This window comes from Pseudomonas aylmerensis, from assembly GCF_001702265.1.
Lineage (GTDB): Bacteria > Pseudomonadota > Gammaproteobacteria > Pseudomonadales > Pseudomonadaceae > Aquipseudomonas > Aquipseudomonas aylmerensis.
Genome location: NZ_MAUE01000025.1, coordinates 129,925 through 149,445, shown reverse-complemented (window position 1 = coordinate 149,445; position 19,521 = coordinate 129,925). Strand labels below are relative to the sequence as shown.

Sequence of the window (19,521 nt, the reverse complement as noted above, 5' to 3'; positions counted from 1 at the left end):
CATGGCAACTACCCAACTGACCGACATCTTCGTCGGTGACTACTACGCCTCGCTGGCGCCGGTTAACAGCCCGGAAAAGACCGCTGTTTATGAGTCGGGCATCGTGACTCGCTCCCCTGTGCTGGACGCGATTGCCTCCGGCAGCCAGGGTACCGCCGAGATCAGCTACTGGCAGGATCTGAACGCTGATGAAGCCCCGAACATCAGCAACGACGACCCGAACGACCAGGGTGAAGTCGGCAAAGTCACTCAGGACAGCATGCGTGCCCGCGTCCTGTACCTCAACAAAGGCTACGGCGTCACCGACCTGACCGCCGAGCTGGCGAACACCGAACCTCAACAGCAGATCCGCAACCGCTTCGGCACCTACTGGACCCGCCAGTGGCAGCGTTACACCCTGGGCGCGGCTCGCGGCATCATCGCCTCGAACATCGCGAACAACGGCGGTGACATGGTCATCGACGCGGGCGCGACCATCAGTGCCAACGCCTTCCAGGATGCTGCGTTCACCGCCGGCGATGCCGCTGACCAGTTCGGTGCGATCGGCGTGCACTCCGTGGTGATGAACCAGATGGTCAAGCAGGACCTCATCGAGTACCTGCGCGACTCCGACGGCAAGATCATCCTGGCCACCTACCTCGGCAAGCCAGTCTTCATGGACGACGCGCTGGTATATGGCGCGGGCAAGTACCTGTCCGTGTTCTTCGGCCAGGGCGCTTTCGGCTACGGCGAAGGAACTCCCAAGGTGCCGGTAGAGCTGGAGCGTAAGCCAGGCGGCGGTAACGGCGGTGGTGCCGAGGTGCTGTGGGAGCGGAAGACCTACATCCTCCAGCCCGCCGGCTTCAGTTGGAAGGGCTCCGAGGCTCAGAACCTCAGCCCAACCGCGACTCAGTACGCCGCGGCTGCGAACTGGCAGCGTGTGTTCAGCCGCAAGCAGGTTCCCTTCGCTGCTGTCATCAGCGGTACCACCACGCCGTAATCCGGCCCACACAACCTGGCGTCTTTATGGACGCCGGGATGCTTTTGAGGTGACTCATGAAAGTGATCTACACGGACAAGCTGGGCAAAGAGCGCGGCGTGTGCTACCGCCTGCTGAGTGAATTCTTCGGTGTCATCGGTTCCGCCACTGAGGTGGTCGTCGATGGCGATGCGCCGGATATCTTCGATGCTTACCAGGCCGTCGGCATCAAGGTTTCCGACGGCAAGGAGCAGGAAGCACCTGAAACCGACCCTCTCAAAATGAAGGTCCCCGAGCTGAAAGAGTGGCTGACCGCCAAAGGCATTGCCTTCGACGCGACTGCCAAGAAAGAAGACCTGCAGGCCCTGGTGCCAGCGGAATAAGGACAAACACATGACCGACTTCATCACCGTTGCCGATGTTGATGCCTCGCTGGGTCCTGACTGGGCCGGCACCGGTGATCCGGTCCTTGCTGTGGCCATGGCCAATGCCTGGCTCACAGCCAAGATTAAGCGGGCTGTTCCTGATCCGGTTCCGGCCGAGATCAAAATAGCCGGCGCCCAGGTTGCCAAAGAGGCAGCGGCGGGCAAGCTGTACACGGCCACGCAGAAGGAAGTGCAGAGCAAGACAGTATCCGCGCAGTCCGGCACGTCCGTGAGCAAGACCTACGTGGCGGGCTCTACCGATCAGTCGGCGGGCGTGAACTTCGCCCTGGCCTTACTGGAGCCGTGGATCAAGCGCTCCGGCGTGATGATGCTGAAGAGGGTCTGACCGTGGGCATGCGTGAAGATATCCAGGCCGAACTGGCCGAAGCGTTCAACGATCCTGATGGCTTGGCCGACGCAGTCAAGCCGGTCACAGGCGTGCGCAAGGTGGCGGGCGAGTACGACCCTGACCTGGGCGGCGAAACGCCGGAGATCACCGTGACGTACTCGGGGCGCGGCGTTCTTGGCAGCTACCTGTCCAAAGAAATAGACGGCTCCCTCATCCAGACCAGCGACAAGAAGCTGCTGGTGCTGCAAAACGAGCTGTTCGTATCGGAGGCTGGCGTTCCGACGGCGGTACCGGCTGCCCCGGCTATTGGCGATATCGTCAACGGGTTGCGGGTGATGAACTTGTCCGCCGACCCGGCTGATGCGACGTGGACGGCGCAACTGAGGAAATGACATGGCGACTCAATCCGGCAGCTTCGCCCTGAGCCTGGCCGAGTTCGCCGCCCAGACCAGCGAAGCCATCGATGCCAGCGTGCGTGAAATCATCATCGAGGTCGGAAGCAGCCTGATCCGCATGTCTCCCGTGGGTAACCCGGAGATCTGGGCGCAGAACGCAGTGGCCACCCAGTACAACAAGGCCGTCGACGATCACAACAGCGCGCTGCGTAGTGACCCGGCCAACCTCACGAAGGGCGGCAGGCTCAAGAAGGGCCGCAAGCTCAACGACGGCATGGACATCAAGGCGCCAGAGGGCTATGTCGGCGGCCGGTTCCGTGCGAACTGGCACATCTCGCTCGGCGTGGTCGAGAGCGTCACGTTCGATGAGGTTGACCCGAGCGGCACCGAGACAGTGGCTGCCCTGGTCGCTGCGATGAGCGATTTCACCGCCGGCCAGATGGCCTACATCATCAACAACTTGCCCTATGCGATTCCGCTGGAGTTCGGCCATTCCACTCAGGCCCCCGGCGGCATGGTCCGGGTAACTGTGGCTCGCTTCCAGCAGATCGTGCTGGAGGCCATCAGGAACAACCAGGTATGAGTCACGCAATCATCGCTTCAATCTACGAGGCCAAGCTCATCGCCTGGAACGCTGCCAGGTCGGAGAAGTTGAAGATCGTCTTCGAGAACACGGCGTACACACCGATGGTGGGCGAGACCTACCTGCGGGCTTTCACGATCCCGGGCGACACCGCGAGCAACACGCTCGGCGGCGACCACCGGCTGTTCACTGGCGTGTTTCAGATCAGCATCATCGCGCCGGCAGGCACCGGTAAGACCAAGACCAATCCGATTGCGGATGAGCTGACTTCCCTGTTCCCGCTTTACGTGCGGGATACCAAAAACGGGTTCGTCGTTACGCCGATGACACCTGTTGACCAGGGACCCGGCATCACGGGCGACTCAACCTACACCGTCCCGCTGTCGTTCTCCTACCGATCCGACACCACGCCGTAACCCGCCCGTTGGGCAAATCCTGAACCCGCCCTATGCGGGTTTTGTCATTTCTGCAAAGAGGAAAACCCATGTCTGTTTACTTCCCCAACGGGGCCACACTGGCGCTCTCGACCGGCTTTGCTGCTGCGAAGGTGATCACCAGCATCACGAACGCGAACCCTGGTGTCGCCACTGCGCTTGCCAACGGCTTTGCCAATGGCGACATCCTGCTAATTACTTCCGGCTGGGAAGATATCAACGAGCGCGCCGTGCGTGTCGCTGCAGCCGCTGCGGGAGCCTTCACTCTGGAAGGTATCGATACTTCCAACACGTCGTTCTTCCCGGACGGCATCAGCGCGGGCACTGCCAAAAAGGTCACCGGCTGGGTTGCGGTGAATCAGGTGATTGGCAACTCGATGTCCGGGGGGGAGCAGCAGTACTGGACCTACGCACCGCTCGAGGCGCGCCGTGACAAGCAGATCCCAACCACCAAGAACGCTCAGTCTTTTTCGTTCCAGCTCGCTGACGACGACAGCCTTGCCTGGTACGACGAACTGGACAAGGCCGACCGCGAGAAGGAAGTGCGGATCCTGCGTATGTCGCTGCCCAACGGCAAGACGATCTACTACGCCGGCTATCCATCGTTCAACAAGAGCCCAACGCTGGTGCGCAACGAAGGTGCGGCTGTTGCTTTCGGTTTCACCATCAATGCTGAAATCACCGCGTATCGCGCTCCAGTAGCGGCCGGCGGTGGGAGCTGATTATGGCGAAGTTCAAGATTGCTCAGGCCCCGACGTTCAAAGGGCTGGTACTCATTCCCGTCGTTGGGCAAGCGCCCGCGAAGGTTGAGTTCACCTTCAAGTATCGCGATCGGGTTGACCTTGCCGCACTTTTTGATGAATGGAATCAGCGCCGCAAGGAAGGGGTTGAGCGTCTCGGAGACAAGCCCTCTCTCTCTGATGTGGTGGCCCTCGACACCGAGCACCAGGTACACCAGATAAAGGATCTGGTGGTCGGCTGGGGGTTCGACGACAAGTTCAATGACGAGAGCATCAAGGCGCTGGTGACCTCGTGCCACGGCACAGCCGAGGCTGTTGTGGACGCCTACCAAGCAGCTTTCGCCAAGGCTCGCACGGGAAACTGATTCGCGCCGCCCGCGCTCTGTATGAGCCCCCACCAGACGCGGAGCAACTCGCCGTGTTCGGCCTGGATGCTGAGGATATGGAAGAAGAGTTCGAGATTTGGCCGTGCCTTTGGCCGGCTTTTTTCCTTTTCAACCGGATGTCGACTCAGTGGCGGGCGGGCGCTGGCGGCGCGATCGGTCTCGACTACAGCTGCATCCGCGACGTGGCCGGGTTCCTCGGCATCAAGAAAAAGAAACTCGCTGAAATCTTCCCTGACCTTCAGGTGCTGGAAGGCGAAGCCCTGCGCGTTATGGCGGAGGAAAGGGAAAACAGCGCGTAACCACGGGCACTTATTCAAGGTGAGTCGATGAACATTGCAGAACTCGGCGTCAAGATCGACTCGGCCGATGCAATCCAGGCGAAAACGAGTCTGGATGAAATGGCGAAGGCCGGCGGCCGGGCCGAGCAGTCCGCTGCTTCGCTGATGAACGAAATGCAGGCGCTGGAAAAGTCGCTGTCCACCAGCGCCAAAACCACCCAGGACCTGGCAAAGCAGCGTGACGCTCTCGCCAAGCTGACCAAGACCGGCGCCTATGGCGAGGCCGAGGCAGCGAAGATCTCGGCGCAGCTCGACAAGCAGCAGGTAGCCCTGGCCAAGTCCGCCATGGACGAGCAAAAGGCCCTGAACAGCCTTCTGGGTGCCATCGACCCGGCCCGTGCTGCACTGGCGAAGCTAGATACGCAGGTCGAGCAACTGGGCAAACACCTGGACGCCGGCCGCATCAGCCAGGATCAGTACAACACTGCCCTGGGTAAGATCGACAAGGACTACGCCAAACTCGAAAAGACCACCACGGGCTTCGACAAGCTACGCCTCGGCACCCGCCAGGCGCAGGAAAACGTCGTTCAGTTGGGTAATGCTCTTTCCTCGGGTGACTTGGGTAGCGGCGTGCGTGCGGTTGCTCAACTGGGGGCCGGGGCTGGAGCAGGCGCTGCCGGGTTGCTCGCCATCCTGGGACCGCTGGCGCTTGCAACAGCTGCTGTCGGTGGACTGGCCTACGCCTACCACAAGGGCAGTGAAGAACAGGACAACTACAGCAAGTCACTGATCCTCACCGGTAACTTTGCCGGTGTGAGTGCGGGCCAGCTGGGTGAAATGGCGCGCCAGGTCAGCGCAACTGTGGGCACTACCGGCCAGGCCGCCGCAGTCCTGGCAATGCTGGCGGACAACGGCAAGATCGCCGGCGAGAGTTTCGAGGGTATCACCCAGGCCGCCGTGTCGATGCAGGAGGCCACCGGTAAAGCCGTCAGCGAGACAGTCGCCGAGTTCGTGAAGCTTGCCGACGACCCGGTTAAGGCTTCCGCTGCTCTGAATGAGCAGTATCACTATCTTACGGCTTCGGTGTTCTCACAGATCGCCGCGCTGGAAGAGCAGCGCGACCATGCTGGCGCCGTAAAGCTTGCGACCGAGTCTTACGCTGACGCGATCAACGAGCGCACGCCGAAGATTTTGGAGAACCTGAGCTTCTGGGAGAAAGGTTACAACGCGGTCGCACGCGCTGCTGACAGCCTCAAGAACATCGGGCGCCCGGACATTGGCGCAGATATTGAGCAGGCACGCCGAGACCTGGCGAGCGCGCAGTCCGGCGACGTTGGTCTGTTCCAAAACAAGCAGGAGATGATTGATCTCTATCAAAACCGCTTGAATATGCTTGAGGACCAGAAGGCGGCACAGGCTGAAATTGCAAAGCTGGAAGGCGATCAGGCAAAAGCCCAACAAGCCGCGATCACCTCGATGCAAAAGGTTGACGCCCTCACCAAGTCCTCTTGGACGAATGAGCAGAAGCGTACCGACGCACTCAAGGACTACAAAAAACAACTCGACGATATCCGCAAGGTAGCGCCGAACGATCCGCGCCTGGCCCAGGCGACGGTCGACAAAAATATCGCCAACATCAACGACAAGTTCAAGGACCCGAAGGCCGCCGGCACCCAGGTCGATCTGACCAGTTTCAACAACGCCAAAAACGACCTGGCGGCGATCACTGACATCTACAAAAACTACCAAAAGGAACTGGAGGCGGCGCAGAAGGCTGGCCTGCTGTCTGAGGAAGATTATCTGCTGCGGCGCCAGGCGCTGATCGGCAACCAACTCGACCAAACGACGGCAGCCTACCAGGCCGAGATTGCCGCGCTGGAAGCCGCCAAGGGCAAGAAGACAACGTCGGCCGCGCAAAGCATCCAGCTGGACCAGAAGATCGCTGACGCACGCGCAGGGATGGTCAAGGCGCAGAAGGATGCCGACAGCCAGCTTGAGGTGTTGGCGACCAATGAGACTGGGCGACTCGCCAAGCAGGAGCGGGCGATCAGCACTTACGTGCAGGCGTTGGGCCAGCAACAGCGGGCTTTGGAACTGGCAGGCCAGCGCGCAGTGCTCGGCGTGGGGCAGGGCGATCGCCAGAACGCGCTCAGCGGCGAACTGAATAGCCAGCAAGACCGGTTTGCTCAGCAGTCGCTGGAACTCGCCAACCAAAAGTCCGACCCGTCGCGCAACATGTCGGAAGAGGAGTTCAAGCGGAAGTCGCAGGCGCTCGCTGACGCGAACAAGGCGGCTACCGACCAGATCCGGCAAAACTATGCGGACGTTGAGGCCGCTCAGGGCGACTGGACCAATGGTGCTACGTCGGCTTGGGCGAATTATCTGGATTCGGCGAGGAACATTGCTGGCCAGACTAAGACGCTGTTCGGTAACGCTTTCAGCTCCATGGAGGATGCAGTCGTCAACTTCGCCATGACTGGGAAGCTGTCGTTTGCTGACTTCGCTAAATCAATCCTCGCCGACATGGCGCGCATTGCCACTCGGCAGGCAAGTTCAGCTCTGCTCAGCAGCCTGTTTGGTGCTGGCCTCAGCTACTTCAGTGGCGGCGGTGGTGGAAATGGGCTGGCTGCGGGTTCAGCAGGGGCGAATTCGTCGAACCTCGGTGCATCTGCAGACGGTTATTCCAGCACATACTTCCCGCAAGCAAAGGGCGGCGCCTGGTCGGGCGGTGTGCAGCTGTTTGCCGATGGCGGTGCCTTCACGAACTCCATCGTCAGCAAGCCCACAGCGTTCGGCATGGCCAATGGCAAGACCGGCGTCATGGGCGAGGCTGGGGAGGAGGCAATTATGCCCCTGACCCGGACTTCGAGCGGCAAGCTTGGGGTTATGGCCATGGGCGGCGGTGGGGCTGGCGGAACGCAGATCAATGTCGAGGTGCACATCGATGGCGATGGCAATGCATCGTCCACCGCCGACGCACCTGGCTACGACCTCTTCGGCAAGGAACTGGCGACGTTCGTAGAGCAGAAATATCAGGAACTGCGCTCTAAGGATATGCGCCAGGGCGGCGTCATCAACAATGCAATCAAGGGGCGATGATGGCTATCGAGCGATTCATCTGGGCAACGGAGAAGGGCGCGGAGGGTGATATCACCCAGCGCGTCCGGGCCAAAAAGTTTGGCGATGGCTATGAGCAGACGGTCGAGGACGGACTGAACAATCAGTCGGAATCCTGGCCGGTGACGTTTACCGGTATGGCCGCGCGAATCCTGGAGATCAGGAAGTTCCTCGACAAGCACAAAGGGGCAAAGGCGTTTCTCTGGACGCCACCTCTTGGCGTGCTTGGGCTCTACAAGTGCAACGGCTACAAGCCAGTGCACCGCGGTGGCCAGGTCTACGCCATCACCGCGACTTTCCAGCAAACCTTCCACCCCTGAGATAACCGCCCATGGCACTGATCACGGACATCCAGAAACTGGTGCCCGGCGGCGAGATTCGCCTGTTCGAAATTGACGGTACCGAATACGGCGCCGATTACTTGCGATTCCACGGCCACGCTATCCCGCACACACCAGAGGAATTGCTGGCCTACGAGGGCTCCGAAGAGGACCTGCCCGCCAAGTCTATTATCTGGCAGGGGCAGGAGTACGCAGCCTGGCCGGTGCAGATTGAGGGTATTTCCTCGAGCAGCGACGGCACCGCCTCTCGGCCGACCTTCGCCGCCGGCAACGTCAACGGGCGCGTCACGGCGCTGTGCCTGGCCTTCGAGGACATGCTCAAGTTCAAGCTCACAGTCCGAGAGACCCTGGCCCAGTACCTGGATGCAGCCAACTTTCCGGACGGCAACCCAACCGCAGACCCGGCTCAAGAGGCGCTGGAGATCTGGTATATCGACCAGAAAACCAGCGAGGACGGGGAAGCCGTGGTCTGGGAGCTTTCCTCCCCGGGAGAGATCGACAATCACGGATTGCCCGGCCGCCAGATGACAACGTTCTGCCACTGGGCCATGACCAATGGTTACCGGGGGCCGGACTGCGGCTACACCGGCGCGGCCATGTTCGACGACGAGGACAACCCCACGGATGACCCAGCACTGGACCAGTGCAAGGGGTGCCTGTCGTCCTGCAAGCTGCGCTTCGGCGAGAACAACGAACTGTCCTTCGGTGGATTCCCCGCCGTGTCCCTAATCGCCCGGAGTTGACCATGCGCAAGCACATCATTGCGGCCATCCAGGCGCACGCGGCGGCTCAGTACCCGAAAGAGTGCTGCGGGTTGCTGCTGGCCATCGGCCGCAAGCAGAAGTACTTCCCGTGTCGGAACATCGCCACGGAACCGAACGAAGAGTTCCGCCTTGATCCAGAGGACTATGTTGCGGCGGAAGACCTGGGCGAGGTGATAGGCATCGTTCACTCACACCCGGACGCCACCAGCAGGCCGTCACCCCACGATCTGGCCATGTGTGAGGCTACGGCCTTGCCCTGGCACATTCTGTCTTGGCCCGAGGGCGACATGCGCACAATCACTCCCACGGCCAGCACGCCGCTACTCAATCGCCCGTTCGTGCACGGCGCGTGGGACTGCTGGCAGGTCTGCGCTGATTGGTACGCGCGGGAATGGGGTTTGGAGTTCGAAGCCTTCCAGCGCACCGATGGCTGGTGGGAGAGTGCGGAGAACGCCAGCCTATACGAGCAGCACTACGAGGCAGCCGGGTTTGTACGCGTCGACCGACCGCTGCGCGGTGACATGATCGTTATGCAGGTTGGCCGGACGGCTCACCCGAACCACGCTGGCATATACCTTGGCACCGAACCGTCGCTGCCTGGTGAGGATTCAGGTGTGTTCGGCCCAGGCCCGTTCCTGTTGCACCACCTGTACGGCAGGCCGTCGGAAATTATCGTCTTTGGCGGCCCATGGCATGACCGGGCGCGCCTGATTCTCAGACATAGAAAGACTATTGTTCAGGAACGCCTGGCTTCGTCGCAGCGCACCGTCTAACTTGCACTGCAAGTGATGCGATCATGGTGTTATCCTCGGGGTCAGTGATATTTGCTGAGGTTTTCAAATACTTATTGTAAATGCCTTCATCAAGATACGCCAAGGCTTGTATTTGCAGCTTTGACTTTAATTTTTTTGCAGGTGTTCTAATCTCGCGCTCAAAATCATTTGCTGCGATAGTTGCATCGCCAAGCTGCTTGTATATATTTAGTGCGTCATTGCAGTACTTGGTTCGGGCGTTGAACTCTCTTTCTTGAAGAAGTGACTCTTTTTCTTTGGCGGACTTAACATTTTCTAATGCTAATAATTGTTCCTGCTTCAGCCTCTCAATCGAAAGAGCACTTTCTTGCTTTAGTTTTTCTAGTTCTTTATTTGTTTGATTGTTTTCGTAAGTTGCATACCCAGCCGTAAGCGATGTAAAAATGACAGACACGACAGCAACCCAGTTAGCACCGCTCATTGAGTATTCTCTTTAGTAAAAGGCCGAATGATAGCGAAAGGCCTTCTTTTTTGCACCTTCGGAGTATGCCGAAACATGGAGCAATTCTGCCCCACGCCAACCGGTGCTACAGTTCAGCCAAACCAAAGAGGGAACGACATGCGGATTTTGATAGCGGCGGCAGCGGTGGCGATGCTGGCGGGGTGCGCCTCCACGGCAATTTCAGTGCGAGACGCAAAGCCGGTGCCGGCTGATGAGGTTTATGCTTTCCAGTCCAAGCCATCTGGCGAAAGCGGGAGAATTACTGTTGTGCGCGACTCCGGCGCCGTAGGTTCTGGCTGCGATATCGTCGTCTATGTAGATGGGCGCAAGGCTGCGAAAATTGGTACGGGTCAGCGTGCGACCTTTTATCTTCCGCCAGGCTCGCCAAATATAGGCGCCGGCCTCGCCGGATCAGGTCTGTGCGCAGGTGCCGCAATCCGTACCATCGCAGCAACGGTGCAGCCAGGTAAGGAAAGCCTTTATCGAATCAGCGGAGACATGGCCGGCTTCTACATCGGCCCCTATGTCGACTACGACTGAAAAACGAAAATCATAAAGCCGCCTCCGGGCGGTTTTTTATCGCCTGGAGAAAAAGATGCACGCGTCAGCGATCAATTACCAACCTATGACAACGATTCGTCTGCACGGGCAGTTACGGCAGTTCGGGAAGTCTTTCCGGCTCGCGGTGAGGTCCCCGGCAGAGGCAATTAAGGCGCTGTGTATCCAGATCCCCGGTTTTGAGCGCTTCCTATCAAACGCCAAGTCGCGAGGGTTGGAGTTCGCTGTGTTCCGCGATAAACGCAACATTGGTGAGAGGGAGTTGAGCTACAACGGTGCCGGCGACATTCGTATTGCCCCCGTGGTAGTGGGCAGCAAGCGCGGCGGCGTGCTTCAGACCATCGTCGGCGCGATCCTGATCGTTGTCGGTGTCATCTTTTCCGCTACACCCTTCGGTACGCCACTGATTGGCGCGGGTATCGGCCTTGTAGCCGGTGGCGTGATCCAGATGCTCAGCCCCCAGGCCGGCGGACTCAAGACAAGCGCAGCGCCCGAGAACACCCCCGGCTACGCCTTCGGCAGCGCGAAGAACACAACGGCCTCCGGCAATCCTGTTTCACTGTGTGCAGGCCGGCGACGCTGGGGTGGTGCGATCATCAGCGCCGCCATTTACGCCGAAGACCAGATGTAGCCAACACCCGAAAAACTGAAGCCGCCCAAGAGGCGGTTTTTTTATGCCTGGAGAAAAGCATGGGCGCAGCACGCAAGATCGATGTTTATGGTGCCAAGGGCGGTTCCGAGAAGCCTAAAACCCCAACCGAGGCACCAGACAGCCTGCGTTCCGTCGCCATTGCGAAAATGCTCATTGCGGTGGGTGAGGGTGAGTTTGACGGTGCTCCGACTGCCAAGGACATCTTTCTCGACAATACGCCGCTGCAAGACCCGCAGGGGAACATGAACTTCCCGAACGTGAAGTGGGAGTGGCGCAGCGGGGCTGTGGACCAGTCCTATATCCAGGGCATCCCATCGGTCGAGAACGAAACAACCATCAGCACGGAGCTGCGCAGCGGCACGCCGTGGGTTCGAGCAATCACTAATACCCAGCTCTCGGCTGTCCGTGTGCGCTTTGCCTGGCCTGCGCTCCAATCGGTGGATTCCGGCGGCAACATCAACGGCTACACGATCGGGTATAAAGTCGAACTCACAACGGATGGGGGCACATACCAGGAGGTTTTGAACGAGGCGGTGTCCGGCAAGACCACCAGCCTGTACGAGAGAACTCGCCGCATCAATCTGCCGCGCGCGACAACCGGGTGGCTTCTGCGGATCACCCGACTGACTGCAAACCAGAACAACAACAAAATCTCCGACACCATGCAGATTGCCGGCTTCACCGAGGTGATCGACGCCAAGATCCGGTACCCGAACACCGCGCTGCTTTACATCGAGTTTTCTGCTGAGCAGTTCCGCAGCATCCCGGCAGTGACGATCGAATGCGATGGCCGGAAATGGCAGGTGCCGAGCAACTACGACACCAGGTCGCGCACCTACACAGGTATCTGGGACGGAACCTTTAAGGAAGCCTGGACCGACAACCCTGTTTGGCACACTTACGGCATCACCACGAACGACCGTTTCGGCCTTGGCCGTCGTATCAAGCCGTGGATGGTGGACAAGTGGGAGCTCTACCGCATCTCGCAGTACTGCGACCAGCTGGTGCCGGACGGGAAGGGTGGCCAGGAACCGCGCTTCATTTGCAACCTGAACCTGCAGAGCAAGGCCGACGCCTGGTCGCTGTTGCGTGATATCTCGGCGATCTATCGAGGCATGACTTACTGGGCCCAGGGTCAGGTCTTTACCCTGGCGGATATGCCGCGCGCTACCGACTTCGACTTTGCCTACACCCGGGCGAATGTCATCGATGGCAAGTTCACCTACTCGAGCGCATCGGAGCGCACCCGCTACACGCGGGCGCTGATCAGCTACGACAACCCGGGGAACAACTTCGACACCGACGTCACAGCTGTGACCGATGCCAAGTTGCAGCGGCGCTACGGCGACAACCCGCTAGAGATAAGCGCTATTGCCTGCACCCGCGAATCCGAGGCCCAGCGCCGGGGCAAGTGGGCGCTGCTCACGAACTCCAAGGATCGGGCGGTTACCTTCAAGGTCGGCCTCGACGGGCGCATCCCGCTGCCTGGCTACGTGATCCCGATCGCCGACGAGCTGCTAGCCGGTCGGCCGGTTGGCGGTCGTATCTCGGCGGTGAATGGCAAGGTCATCACCCTGGACCGGGACACCCAGGCCAAGCCTGGTGATCGGCTTATCCTCAACCTGCCGGACGGCAAGTGCGAGGGCCGCACCGTGCAGTTGGTCAGCGGTCGGCAGGTCACCGTCACCGTAGCTTATTCCGTGCCGCCGGAGCGTGAGCTGGTGTGGGCGCTGGATGCTGACGACCTGGCCATCCCGCTTTATCGCGTGGTCAGCGTGGCGCGGCCGGAGCCTGGTGTGTTTGAAATCTCGGCAGTTCAGTACGACCCGAGCAAGTTCGATCACATCGACACCGGTGCCCGCCTGGAAGAGCGGCCAATCAGTGTTGTGCCTATCACCGTTGTTCCCGCTCCTGCGAGCGTCGACATCACGTCGAACTACTCCGTGGATCAGGGCCTGGCGATCAGCACCATGAACATCTCATGGCCTGCTGTGGCGGGCGCTGTCGCTTATGACGTGGAGTGGCGAAAGGACAGCGGCAACTGGATCAAGCTGCAGCGAACGGGCGCGACAAGCGTGGACGTCACCGGCACTTACTCGGGCGCCTACCTTGCCCGCGTTCGCTCGGTGAGCGCCTTCGAGATCTCTTCGATCTGGAAGAGCTCCAATCTGACCAACCTGGAAGGGAAGATTGGCTTGCCGCCGGCGGTGGCGTTCCTGACCACCACCAGCGAACTGTTCGGTATCGGTTTGAAAGTAGGTTTCCCACCAGGTGCAGAAGATACCCAGCGGACGGAATTTTGGTATGGGCAGGCGAATGATTTGGCGTCGGCTACCAAGCTGACCGACCTGACCTACCCCCAGGCGGACTACAGCATGCAGGCCCTCAAGGCTGGCGCGCAGTTCTTCTTCTGGGCGCGCCTGGTGGACCGGACCGGGAATATCGGGCCGTTCTATCCAGACGGCAACGGTGTGATGGGGATGGCCAGCGCCGATGCGGCGCCGGTGCTGGACCTGATCGCCGGCCAGGTCGGGCGCACGGAGCTCGGCCAGGACATCAACGACGAGATCGACAAGATCCCAGGCCTGCAGGCGCAGATCGATGCGCTTGATGGGCTGTCGGCATACGACCCGGAGTCTGTCTACCTTGAGGGCGACCTGGTGGTGGTTGGCAAGCGGATCTACCAGGCCACGCAGTTAGTGCCGGTCGATACTTCGCCGCCGAACGCTGCGTACTGGGTGGACGTGGGCCAGGTGCTTGTCACTGCCAACGGACTGGCGCGCCAGGTTGAGATCAACACCACCAGCATCACCGAGCTGGATGGAGTGGTCATGGCGGCCGCGTCGAGCCTTCAGGCTTTGCAGGCGGCATATCGGGATGACACCGGGGAGGGCGACCTCGCAGATGCGCTTCAGGGCTACAACGCTTCGGCGAGCTTTGCGCAAGAAGTGAAGACGCGCGCCTCGCAGAATGCGGCCATGGTGCAGCGCCAGACCGAGCTCACTGCTGAGGTGGGCGAAGTCAGTGGCTCGGTGAGCGAACTCGAAAGCGTGGTGGTTACGGATCGCGAGGCGACTTCTCAGGCAATTCAGCAGGTCAGGGCAGAAATCGGAGAGACTTCGGCGGCCGTGCAGGTCGTGAGCGAGGCCCAGGCCGATACCGACGGCAAGTTCAAAACGATGTACTCCGTGAAGATGCAGGTGAATGCCGACGGCCAATTGGTTGCTGCCGGCTTTGGCTTGGGTATCGAGCAGGATGAAGAAGGTGTGCTTCAAAGCCAGTTCCTCGTGAGTGCCGATCGTTTCGCCATTGTCAGCACGTTGGCCGGGGGCCAGGTGTTCACGCCATTCACGGTGCAGGATGGGCAAGTCTTCATGCGCTCGGCGTTCATCCAGGATGCTTCGATTGGTGTAGCGAAGCTCACCCAAAGCATCCAATCGGAGAACTATGTCCCAGGGCGATTGGGGCTGATGATCAATTTCGTCACCGGAGAGTTCGAGTTAAACAGCACCGTTGGCGTAGGTGGCCGTCAGACCATCAATAATCGTGGCGGGAAGGTCTATGACGAGAACGACAAGAAACGCTTCCAGTGGGGGGATCTTGAGGCATGAGTTACGGCATACGGGTATGGGGCGCGACCGGCGCCCTTGAGCTTGATGAGAATTCATTCACCGTGAGGATCACCTACTCGGCACTTGTTCAAAAAACAGCAGCAATTCAAAGTCGGTCGATATTTATACCAATCGCTGGGGTAACACCCGCAACGCATTCGGCGGTTTGCATTCCCGTTGCGGCATATCCTACCGACGCACAAGACAATAGAGGAATTCAATACACACCAATTGTGGGCAATGGCGGTGTTACGTTGTTCTTCGGCCAGCCGAGTACAAATTCTGGTCCGCTTGGTATTGCAGTGCAAAGACTGCTCGTTATGAGGTACAGGTGATGTCTTTTGGTATTGAGTTCTCAAATAACGATGACGTTGTGGTGCTTGACTCCGAGTTTGCCAGACTTGTAACTCTAGATAGAGGCACATGGAGCGGTAACGGATCGGGTGTGTTTGTTCCATTTGCGAAAGTAATAAACTCCGTTGAGCCGCCTCTTGTCTTCGTCAGGTTGAACCAATCGAACACGCTTTGCTTCTGCTTGATCACAGGATCCGCTGGCGCTTGGACGGGGTTTTCCTTCAGAGGCATCTCCGGCGTGGGCACATCAGGGGCGTGGTTTGCTGCAGCGTTCAAGTCGGAACCTACGGCGAGGTATGGGTTTCGAATTTGGGATGCCACATCAAAACTACTGTTTGATAGTGGAACTCCCGCTGCACAGTTCACACGCACTATCACGGGCTGGAGTTATCTCGGTGCTGAACAAACTAGCCAGGGGGTCTTTAGACTTAGCTGGACAGCATATAGCCCATTAAATATAGGTGATTATATGTTGTTAAACAACATTGCAATGGATATTGCTGGCAGCACATCTCGGCAAGGCAACATGTATGCAGTCTGGGACTACGGAAACAACAGGCTGGTCATGCAGGTCATTGGCGTTGACATCCAAACCTCCCTTTACACACCTGTAGTTTTCGCCAAGCCTATTTCTTAGGGGATTTATATGACCTGGTACAAAACAGGCACAGTTGCTGTGACACCTGGCAGCAATGCCGTGCTCGGCACTGGCACATCCTTCATCGCGAACGCTCGCGTCGGTGATGCGTTCCGCGGGCCTGACGGTGAGTGGTACGAAGTCATCAATATCGCCAGTAATACGGCGCTCTCGGTCGCGCCAGATTATCAGGGCGCAGCCGTGACTGCGGGTGCTTACTCGCTGGCGCCTATGCAGGGGTACGTCAAAGATTCGGCTGATGCCTTGCGGGCTGCCACTCAGGTGATTGCGAGTGGCGTTGCTGACATGCAGGAGCAGGTTGCGGCCGCAACCGAGGCGGCACAGTCAGCAGGGCAGTCGAAGGCTGTGGCCACTGATCAGGCGGACATCGCAACCACTGCCGCTGAGGCTTCGAGTGACAACAAGAACGCCGCGCAGCTGGCCGCTCAGCAAAGCCAGAGCTCAGCCCAGACGTCCGGGGAGGCTGCCGAACGGTCTGAAACAGCTCGTGATTCTATTATCCAGTCGGAGCAAGCGGCGGCAGCTTCAGCTGCTGCGGCTAAAGACTCCGCAGACCGCGCTGAAGAGGTTACCGAAGGCAAGGCAGCGAGCGGTGACAACAACGACATCACTTCGCTGCGCGCTCTGACTGCTGATGGATTCGACAAGTTGAGGCAAGGCCTCGCGGCAATGGTGGGCGCAACGCCAACTGCTGCGGGTGTCAAAGGTTTGGTGCCTGTGGCCTCAATCGCTGATCGACTGAAAGTATTGAGTGGTGCGGGAACATGGGTGCCATTGCCAACGGGCGGCATCTGGGGGGCGATTACCGGAACGCTCTCGGATCAGGCGGACCTCAAGACGGCCTTGGATTCAAAGATGACCGGGTCTCCACAGCAACTATCTACGGCATGGGTTAACTTTGACGGGATAACTGGTGCGATCAAAGGAAGCTACAATGTCGCAAGTGTGACTCGCAGTGCTGTCGGAACTTATCGCATAAATTTCATTACTCCTATGACGAACGTTAACTACGTGCCGGTATGTTTATCTAATGCATTGATTGCTACAGATCAGGGGAATCAGGCGTATCCTGTGGCTCTAAATCTTGCCTATGTTGACGTAGTAAACAGGGTTAGCGGAGCTTTTATTGATCGTCCTTTCTACGGCGTTTCAATTACTGGAGGAAGATGATGAGGATGTTATTTAACAATGAAGGATTTGTGGTCAATCTAGCTGAGGAGATTGATATTGACGAATACGCACTACTTATAGGCGGAACAATTGTGCAAATGGTTTACGATCGCCCTAGTGATAGGCATCAGGCGCTAATGACCGGCGAATGGGAAGTGCCGAAGGATGTCATTTACGCCGAGAACATTCTCACAGAAAACCAGTGGCGCGACTCGCAAATGCCACTGGCCCAGCAAAACGTCACTGCCATCGAGTACGGGGAGGAAGGCATTCCCGGCACTGCCCAGCAGTGGCAGAAGTATTGGCTGGCCCTACGAAAGTGGACGGCTGATAACCCTGATTTTCCCAAAAAAGAGAGTCGACCGATTAAACCACAGTGAGTAGATATCCATGCTAGATGGCTATTTCGTGCTTAGTAGGTTTCCATCTTCGCGGTGAGCAGAAAATCACTAAGTTCCTGATATTTTTCGGTCTTAACGATGGCCTCATTAAAGCTGGTTTTCAGATTAGGCAGGGGATGCGCTCTGACTAGCACTATCGCTTCGGATGATGTGATAAAATCTTTTATATCTGTCACATTTATTTTTCCGATATCCGGGAATAAGTGCTCGGCATACTTGGCTATTTCCAAACTGTTAGGGGTCCACATTCTGTTTGTTTTATAGCGGTTTACAGCTCTATAAAGGCAGCTAAGCAAGTCGGCTTGATTTGAACTTAGGTAAAAATTTTCATCGGTCATATTTCGTCCCTAAAATTTCCGGTTTATATCTGCGCAGTTTTTTAGCGCGCTACCAAGTGATATCTGAATTTCCGTAGACGCATCATTTGTCGCCGACTGAAAAACTCTTAAACATCCAACCCTATTATAAGCTTATTATCTGGAGACAAGCATGCCCATCATCCAGCAGCAGTTGCTGCAGATTCTACCGAACGCCGGCCGCCAAGCCGGCGTTTTTGTTCCTGTCCTGAATGCTGCCATGGGCAAGTACGGGATCGTTACCAAGCTGCGTATCGCCGCATTTATCGCCCAGGTCGGGCATGAGTCAGGCCAGTTGCGCTACGTGCGCGAGATCTGGGGGCCGACGGCGCAGCAGGCCGGCTACGAAGGCCGCGTCGATCTCGGCAATACCGTGCCGGGTGATGGCTCCAAATACCGTGGCCGGGGCCTGATCCAGATAACGGGCCGTGCGAACAATGCGGCTTGCGGCGAGGCGCTGGGCCTGGACCTGATCAATCAACCCACACTGTTGGAACAACCGCAGTACGCCGCGATGTCGGCGGCCTGGTTCTGGTCGATGCGCGGGCTGAATACGTTGGCGGATCAGGGCGAGTTCGTGAAGATCACCCGTCGCATCAATGGCGGCCTGAATGGGTTGGCCGATCGCCAGGCGCTGTACGAGAAGGCGTTGAAGGTGCTGGCATGACGCCCGGGCAGATCCTGGCCGCGATTCTGCTGGCGATGGTGATCACCGCCGCTGGCACTTGGCAGGTGCAGGACTGGCGCTACGGAGAGCAGCTTGCCGAGATCGACAGGGATCAAGCTGTCGCCCTCAAAAATGCGGGCGACGACGCTCGCCAAGAAGAACAGCGCCGTCAGGCAAGCGTGAATAAGGAAGCAAGCAATGCGCGAGAACAGAACAAGGCTGCAGATGTTGATGCTGGTGCCGCTGATGCTGCTGGTGACCGGTTGCACGTCGAAGCCAACCAGTTTGCCGCCACTTCCTGCGGCGATCCCGGAGCTGCCCAACGAGGCGCGTCAGCCACCCGCGCCGCTATGGTGCTCTCCGACCTGCTCCAGCGGGCTGACAAAAGAGCGGGAGAGCTGGCGGTTGCTTATGACCGAGCCCGAATAGCTGGTCAAGCCTGTGAGGCGTCATATGCTGCCTTGGTCAAATGACTGGAGCTGATCTGTGAAGCGCAGCTAACCTGACTCCGCCGCCAAATCACTAGGCGCTTAACAGGCTGCGTAGCTTCTCGTCGTCCAGAATGATGTCTCTGTCATGGGCCAACAAATTGGCGATTGTCGGAACCAATGGAATCAGCTTCGTCTGTCCCGTGGGTTCGGCGTAGTTCTTGCCACTGATCCAGAACGCACATCCACCGCCAAGAGAGCCGCTTTTATCAAGATAAATTTTTGACGGTTTGCATTGCTTGGTGAGCCGAACGCCGCTCACTCGAGCCAATGTGTAATGGTTCATGTGGCCTTGCCCCATATAAATAATCAGTGAGTCACCGACCTGTGGGGGCACTTCCAAAAAGTAAGCGCGGGTGCTGTCGTCGTCAAAGTTCAAACGGCGTCGGGCAAAAATTATGTCGAAGGGTTCTGAGTACATGATAGCGCTTCCTGAGTTGATGTCGGCTGTCTACTAGTCGACTCGCCGCGTGCTTGCTCAAGGCCAACAGCCTGAAGGTGAACGATAGGGCTCTGGTGACGGCTGTCGGTGAAGGTCTCGCTCAGAGCGTGCCCAACGAATTGTCGCCATCACCGATGCCG

General features: G+C 58.5%; 24 protein-coding genes. 21 read left to right on the top strand and 3 right to left on the bottom strand.

Annotated elements, in window-relative coordinates; all coding sequences use genetic code 11:
* The first annotated feature begins 1 nt into the window (after position 1).
* The 13 genes from BBG20_RS17480 (at position 2) to BBG20_RS17420 (ending at position 9,543) form a co-directional block, all read left to right on the top strand.
* Positions 2 to 979: a major capsid protein gene (locus tag BBG20_RS17480; protein ID WP_003218352.1), complete on the top strand. Its 978-nt coding sequence runs from the start codon at positions 2 to 4 to the stop codon at positions 977 to 979.
* A 56-nt stretch (positions 980 to 1,035) separates the two neighbouring features.
* Positions 1,036 to 1,341 (top strand): HeH/LEM domain-containing protein, encoded by a 306-nt coding sequence (locus BBG20_RS17475; protein ID WP_065905503.1) that lies wholly within the window; start codon positions 1,036 to 1,038, stop codon positions 1,339 to 1,341.
* Positions 1,342 to 1,351: 10 nt separating this feature from the next.
* Complete coding sequence (locus BBG20_RS17470) at positions 1,352 to 1,729, top strand: hypothetical protein (protein ID WP_065905502.1); 378 nt, start codon at positions 1,352 to 1,354, stop codon at positions 1,727 to 1,729.
* 2 nt (positions 1,730 to 1,731) lie between these two features.
* Positions 1,732 to 2,124, top strand: coding sequence for a hypothetical protein (locus BBG20_RS17465; protein ID WP_065905501.1), 393 nt, complete (start codon positions 1,732 to 1,734; stop codon positions 2,122 to 2,124).
* Between the two features lies 1 nt (position 2,125).
* Entirely contained in the window at positions 2,126 to 2,710 is a 585-nt protein-coding gene (locus BBG20_RS17460; RefSeq protein ID WP_065905500.1) for a hypothetical protein, read from the top strand.
* On the top strand, positions 2,707 to 3,126 hold the full coding sequence (locus BBG20_RS17455; RefSeq protein WP_065905499.1) for a phage tail terminator-like protein: 420 nt from the start codon (positions 2,707 to 2,709) through the stop codon (positions 3,124 to 3,126). Before BBG20_RS17460 ends, BBG20_RS17455 begins: the two co-directional genes overlap by 4 nt.
* A gap of 68 nt (positions 3,127 to 3,194) precedes the next feature.
* A complete protein-coding gene (locus BBG20_RS17450) occupies positions 3,195 to 3,866 on the top strand; it encodes a phage tail protein (protein WP_065905498.1) in 672 nt (223 codons plus the stop codon).
* A 2-nt stretch (positions 3,867 to 3,868) separates the two neighbouring features.
* A complete protein-coding gene (locus BBG20_RS17445) occupies positions 3,869 to 4,249 on the top strand; it encodes a phage tail assembly chaperone (RefSeq protein ID WP_065905497.1) in 381 nt (126 codons plus the stop codon).
* Between the two features lie 17 nt (positions 4,250 to 4,266).
* Positions 4,267 to 4,569 carry a DUF1799 domain-containing protein gene (locus BBG20_RS17440; protein WP_065905540.1) on the top strand — a complete coding sequence of 101 codons (303 nt, stop codon included), beginning with the start codon at positions 4,267 to 4,269 and terminating at the stop codon, positions 4,567 to 4,569.
* 27 nt (positions 4,570 to 4,596) lie between these two features.
* Positions 4,597 to 7,647: a phage tail tape measure protein gene (locus BBG20_RS17435; protein ID WP_065905496.1), complete on the top strand. Its 3,051-nt coding sequence runs from the start codon at positions 4,597 to 4,599 to the stop codon at positions 7,645 to 7,647.
* A complete protein-coding gene (locus BBG20_RS17430; protein ID WP_065905539.1) occupies positions 7,647 to 7,985 on the top strand; it encodes a phage tail protein in 339 nt (112 codons plus the stop codon). Before BBG20_RS17435 ends, BBG20_RS17430 begins: the two co-directional genes overlap by 1 nt.
* Before the next feature lie 11 nt (positions 7,986 to 7,996).
* Complete coding sequence (locus BBG20_RS17425; protein WP_065905495.1) at positions 7,997 to 8,749, top strand: phage minor tail protein L; 753 nt, start codon at positions 7,997 to 7,999, stop codon at positions 8,747 to 8,749.
* 2 nt (positions 8,750 to 8,751) lie between these two features.
* On the top strand, positions 8,752 to 9,543 hold the full coding sequence (locus BBG20_RS17420; RefSeq protein ID WP_065905494.1) for a C40 family peptidase: 792 nt from the start codon (positions 8,752 to 8,754) through the stop codon (positions 9,541 to 9,543).
* Here the strand turns inward: BBG20_RS17420 and BBG20_RS32605 are convergent.
* Positions 9,500 to 10,003, bottom strand: a complete 504-nt coding sequence (locus BBG20_RS32605) for a hypothetical protein (RefSeq protein ID WP_141697298.1) — start codon at positions 10,001 to 10,003, stop codon at positions 9,500 to 9,502. The two genes, BBG20_RS17420 and BBG20_RS32605, sit on opposite strands and share 44 nt — an antisense overlap.
* A 138-nt stretch (positions 10,004 to 10,141) precedes the next feature.
* On the opposite strand from BBG20_RS32605, the gene BBG20_RS17415 reads away from it, so the two are divergent.
* The 6 genes from BBG20_RS17415 (at position 10,142) to BBG20_RS17390 (ending at position 17,407) form a co-directional block, all read left to right on the top strand.
* Positions 10,142 to 10,564: a hypothetical protein gene (locus BBG20_RS17415; RefSeq protein ID WP_065905493.1), complete on the top strand. Its 423-nt coding sequence runs from the start codon at positions 10,142 to 10,144 to the stop codon at positions 10,562 to 10,564.
* Between the two features lie 55 nt (positions 10,565 to 10,619).
* Complete coding sequence (locus tag BBG20_RS17410) at positions 10,620 to 11,213, top strand: tail assembly protein (protein WP_065905492.1); 594 nt, start codon at positions 10,620 to 10,622, stop codon at positions 11,211 to 11,213.
* Between the two features lie 59 nt (positions 11,214 to 11,272).
* Positions 11,273 to 14,845 carry a host specificity protein J gene (locus tag BBG20_RS17405; protein ID WP_065905491.1) on the top strand — a complete coding sequence of 1,191 codons (3,573 nt, stop codon included), beginning with the start codon at positions 11,273 to 11,275 and terminating at the stop codon, positions 14,843 to 14,845.
* A 334-nt stretch (positions 14,846 to 15,179) separates the two neighbouring features.
* Entirely contained in the window at positions 15,180 to 15,836 is a 657-nt protein-coding gene (locus BBG20_RS17400; RefSeq protein ID WP_065905490.1) for a hypothetical protein, read from the top strand.
* A gap of 9 nt (positions 15,837 to 15,845) precedes the next feature.
* On the top strand, positions 15,846 to 17,027 hold the full coding sequence (locus tag BBG20_RS33215) for a hypothetical protein (protein ID WP_226939998.1): 1,182 nt from the start codon (positions 15,846 to 15,848) through the stop codon (positions 17,025 to 17,027).
* Between the two features lie 5 nt (positions 17,028 to 17,032).
* Positions 17,033 to 17,407 (top strand): hypothetical protein, encoded by a 375-nt coding sequence (locus tag BBG20_RS17390; protein WP_226939997.1) that lies wholly within the window; start codon positions 17,033 to 17,035, stop codon positions 17,405 to 17,407.
* Positions 17,408 to 17,439: 32 nt separating this feature from the next.
* Here BBG20_RS17390 and BBG20_RS17385 read toward each other — a convergent pair whose 3' ends face one another.
* Positions 17,440 to 17,766, bottom strand: a complete 327-nt coding sequence (locus tag BBG20_RS17385; RefSeq protein ID WP_141697297.1) for a hypothetical protein — start codon at positions 17,764 to 17,766, stop codon at positions 17,440 to 17,442.
* A gap of 151 nt (positions 17,767 to 17,917) precedes the next feature.
* Here BBG20_RS17385 and BBG20_RS17380 point away from each other — a divergent pair, with 151 nt between their 5' ends.
* Both BBG20_RS17380 and BBG20_RS17375 read left to right on the top strand, forming a co-directional pair.
* Positions 17,918 to 18,451 carry a glycoside hydrolase family 19 protein gene (locus BBG20_RS17380; RefSeq protein ID WP_065905486.1) on the top strand — a complete coding sequence of 178 codons (534 nt, stop codon included), beginning with the start codon at positions 17,918 to 17,920 and terminating at the stop codon, positions 18,449 to 18,451.
* Positions 18,448 to 18,924, top strand: coding sequence for a DUF2514 family protein (locus tag BBG20_RS17375; RefSeq protein ID WP_065905485.1), 477 nt, complete (start codon positions 18,448 to 18,450; stop codon positions 18,922 to 18,924). The genes BBG20_RS17380 and BBG20_RS17375 overlap by 4 nt, the downstream gene beginning before the upstream one ends.
* A 49-nt stretch (positions 18,925 to 18,973) precedes the next feature.
* On the opposite strand, the gene BBG20_RS17370 is transcribed toward BBG20_RS17375, so the two are convergent.
* On the bottom strand, positions 18,974 to 19,360 hold the full coding sequence (locus BBG20_RS17370; RefSeq protein WP_065905484.1) for a hypothetical protein: 387 nt from the start codon (positions 19,358 to 19,360) through the stop codon (positions 18,974 to 18,976).
* Positions 19,361 to 19,521 lie beyond the last annotated feature (161 nt).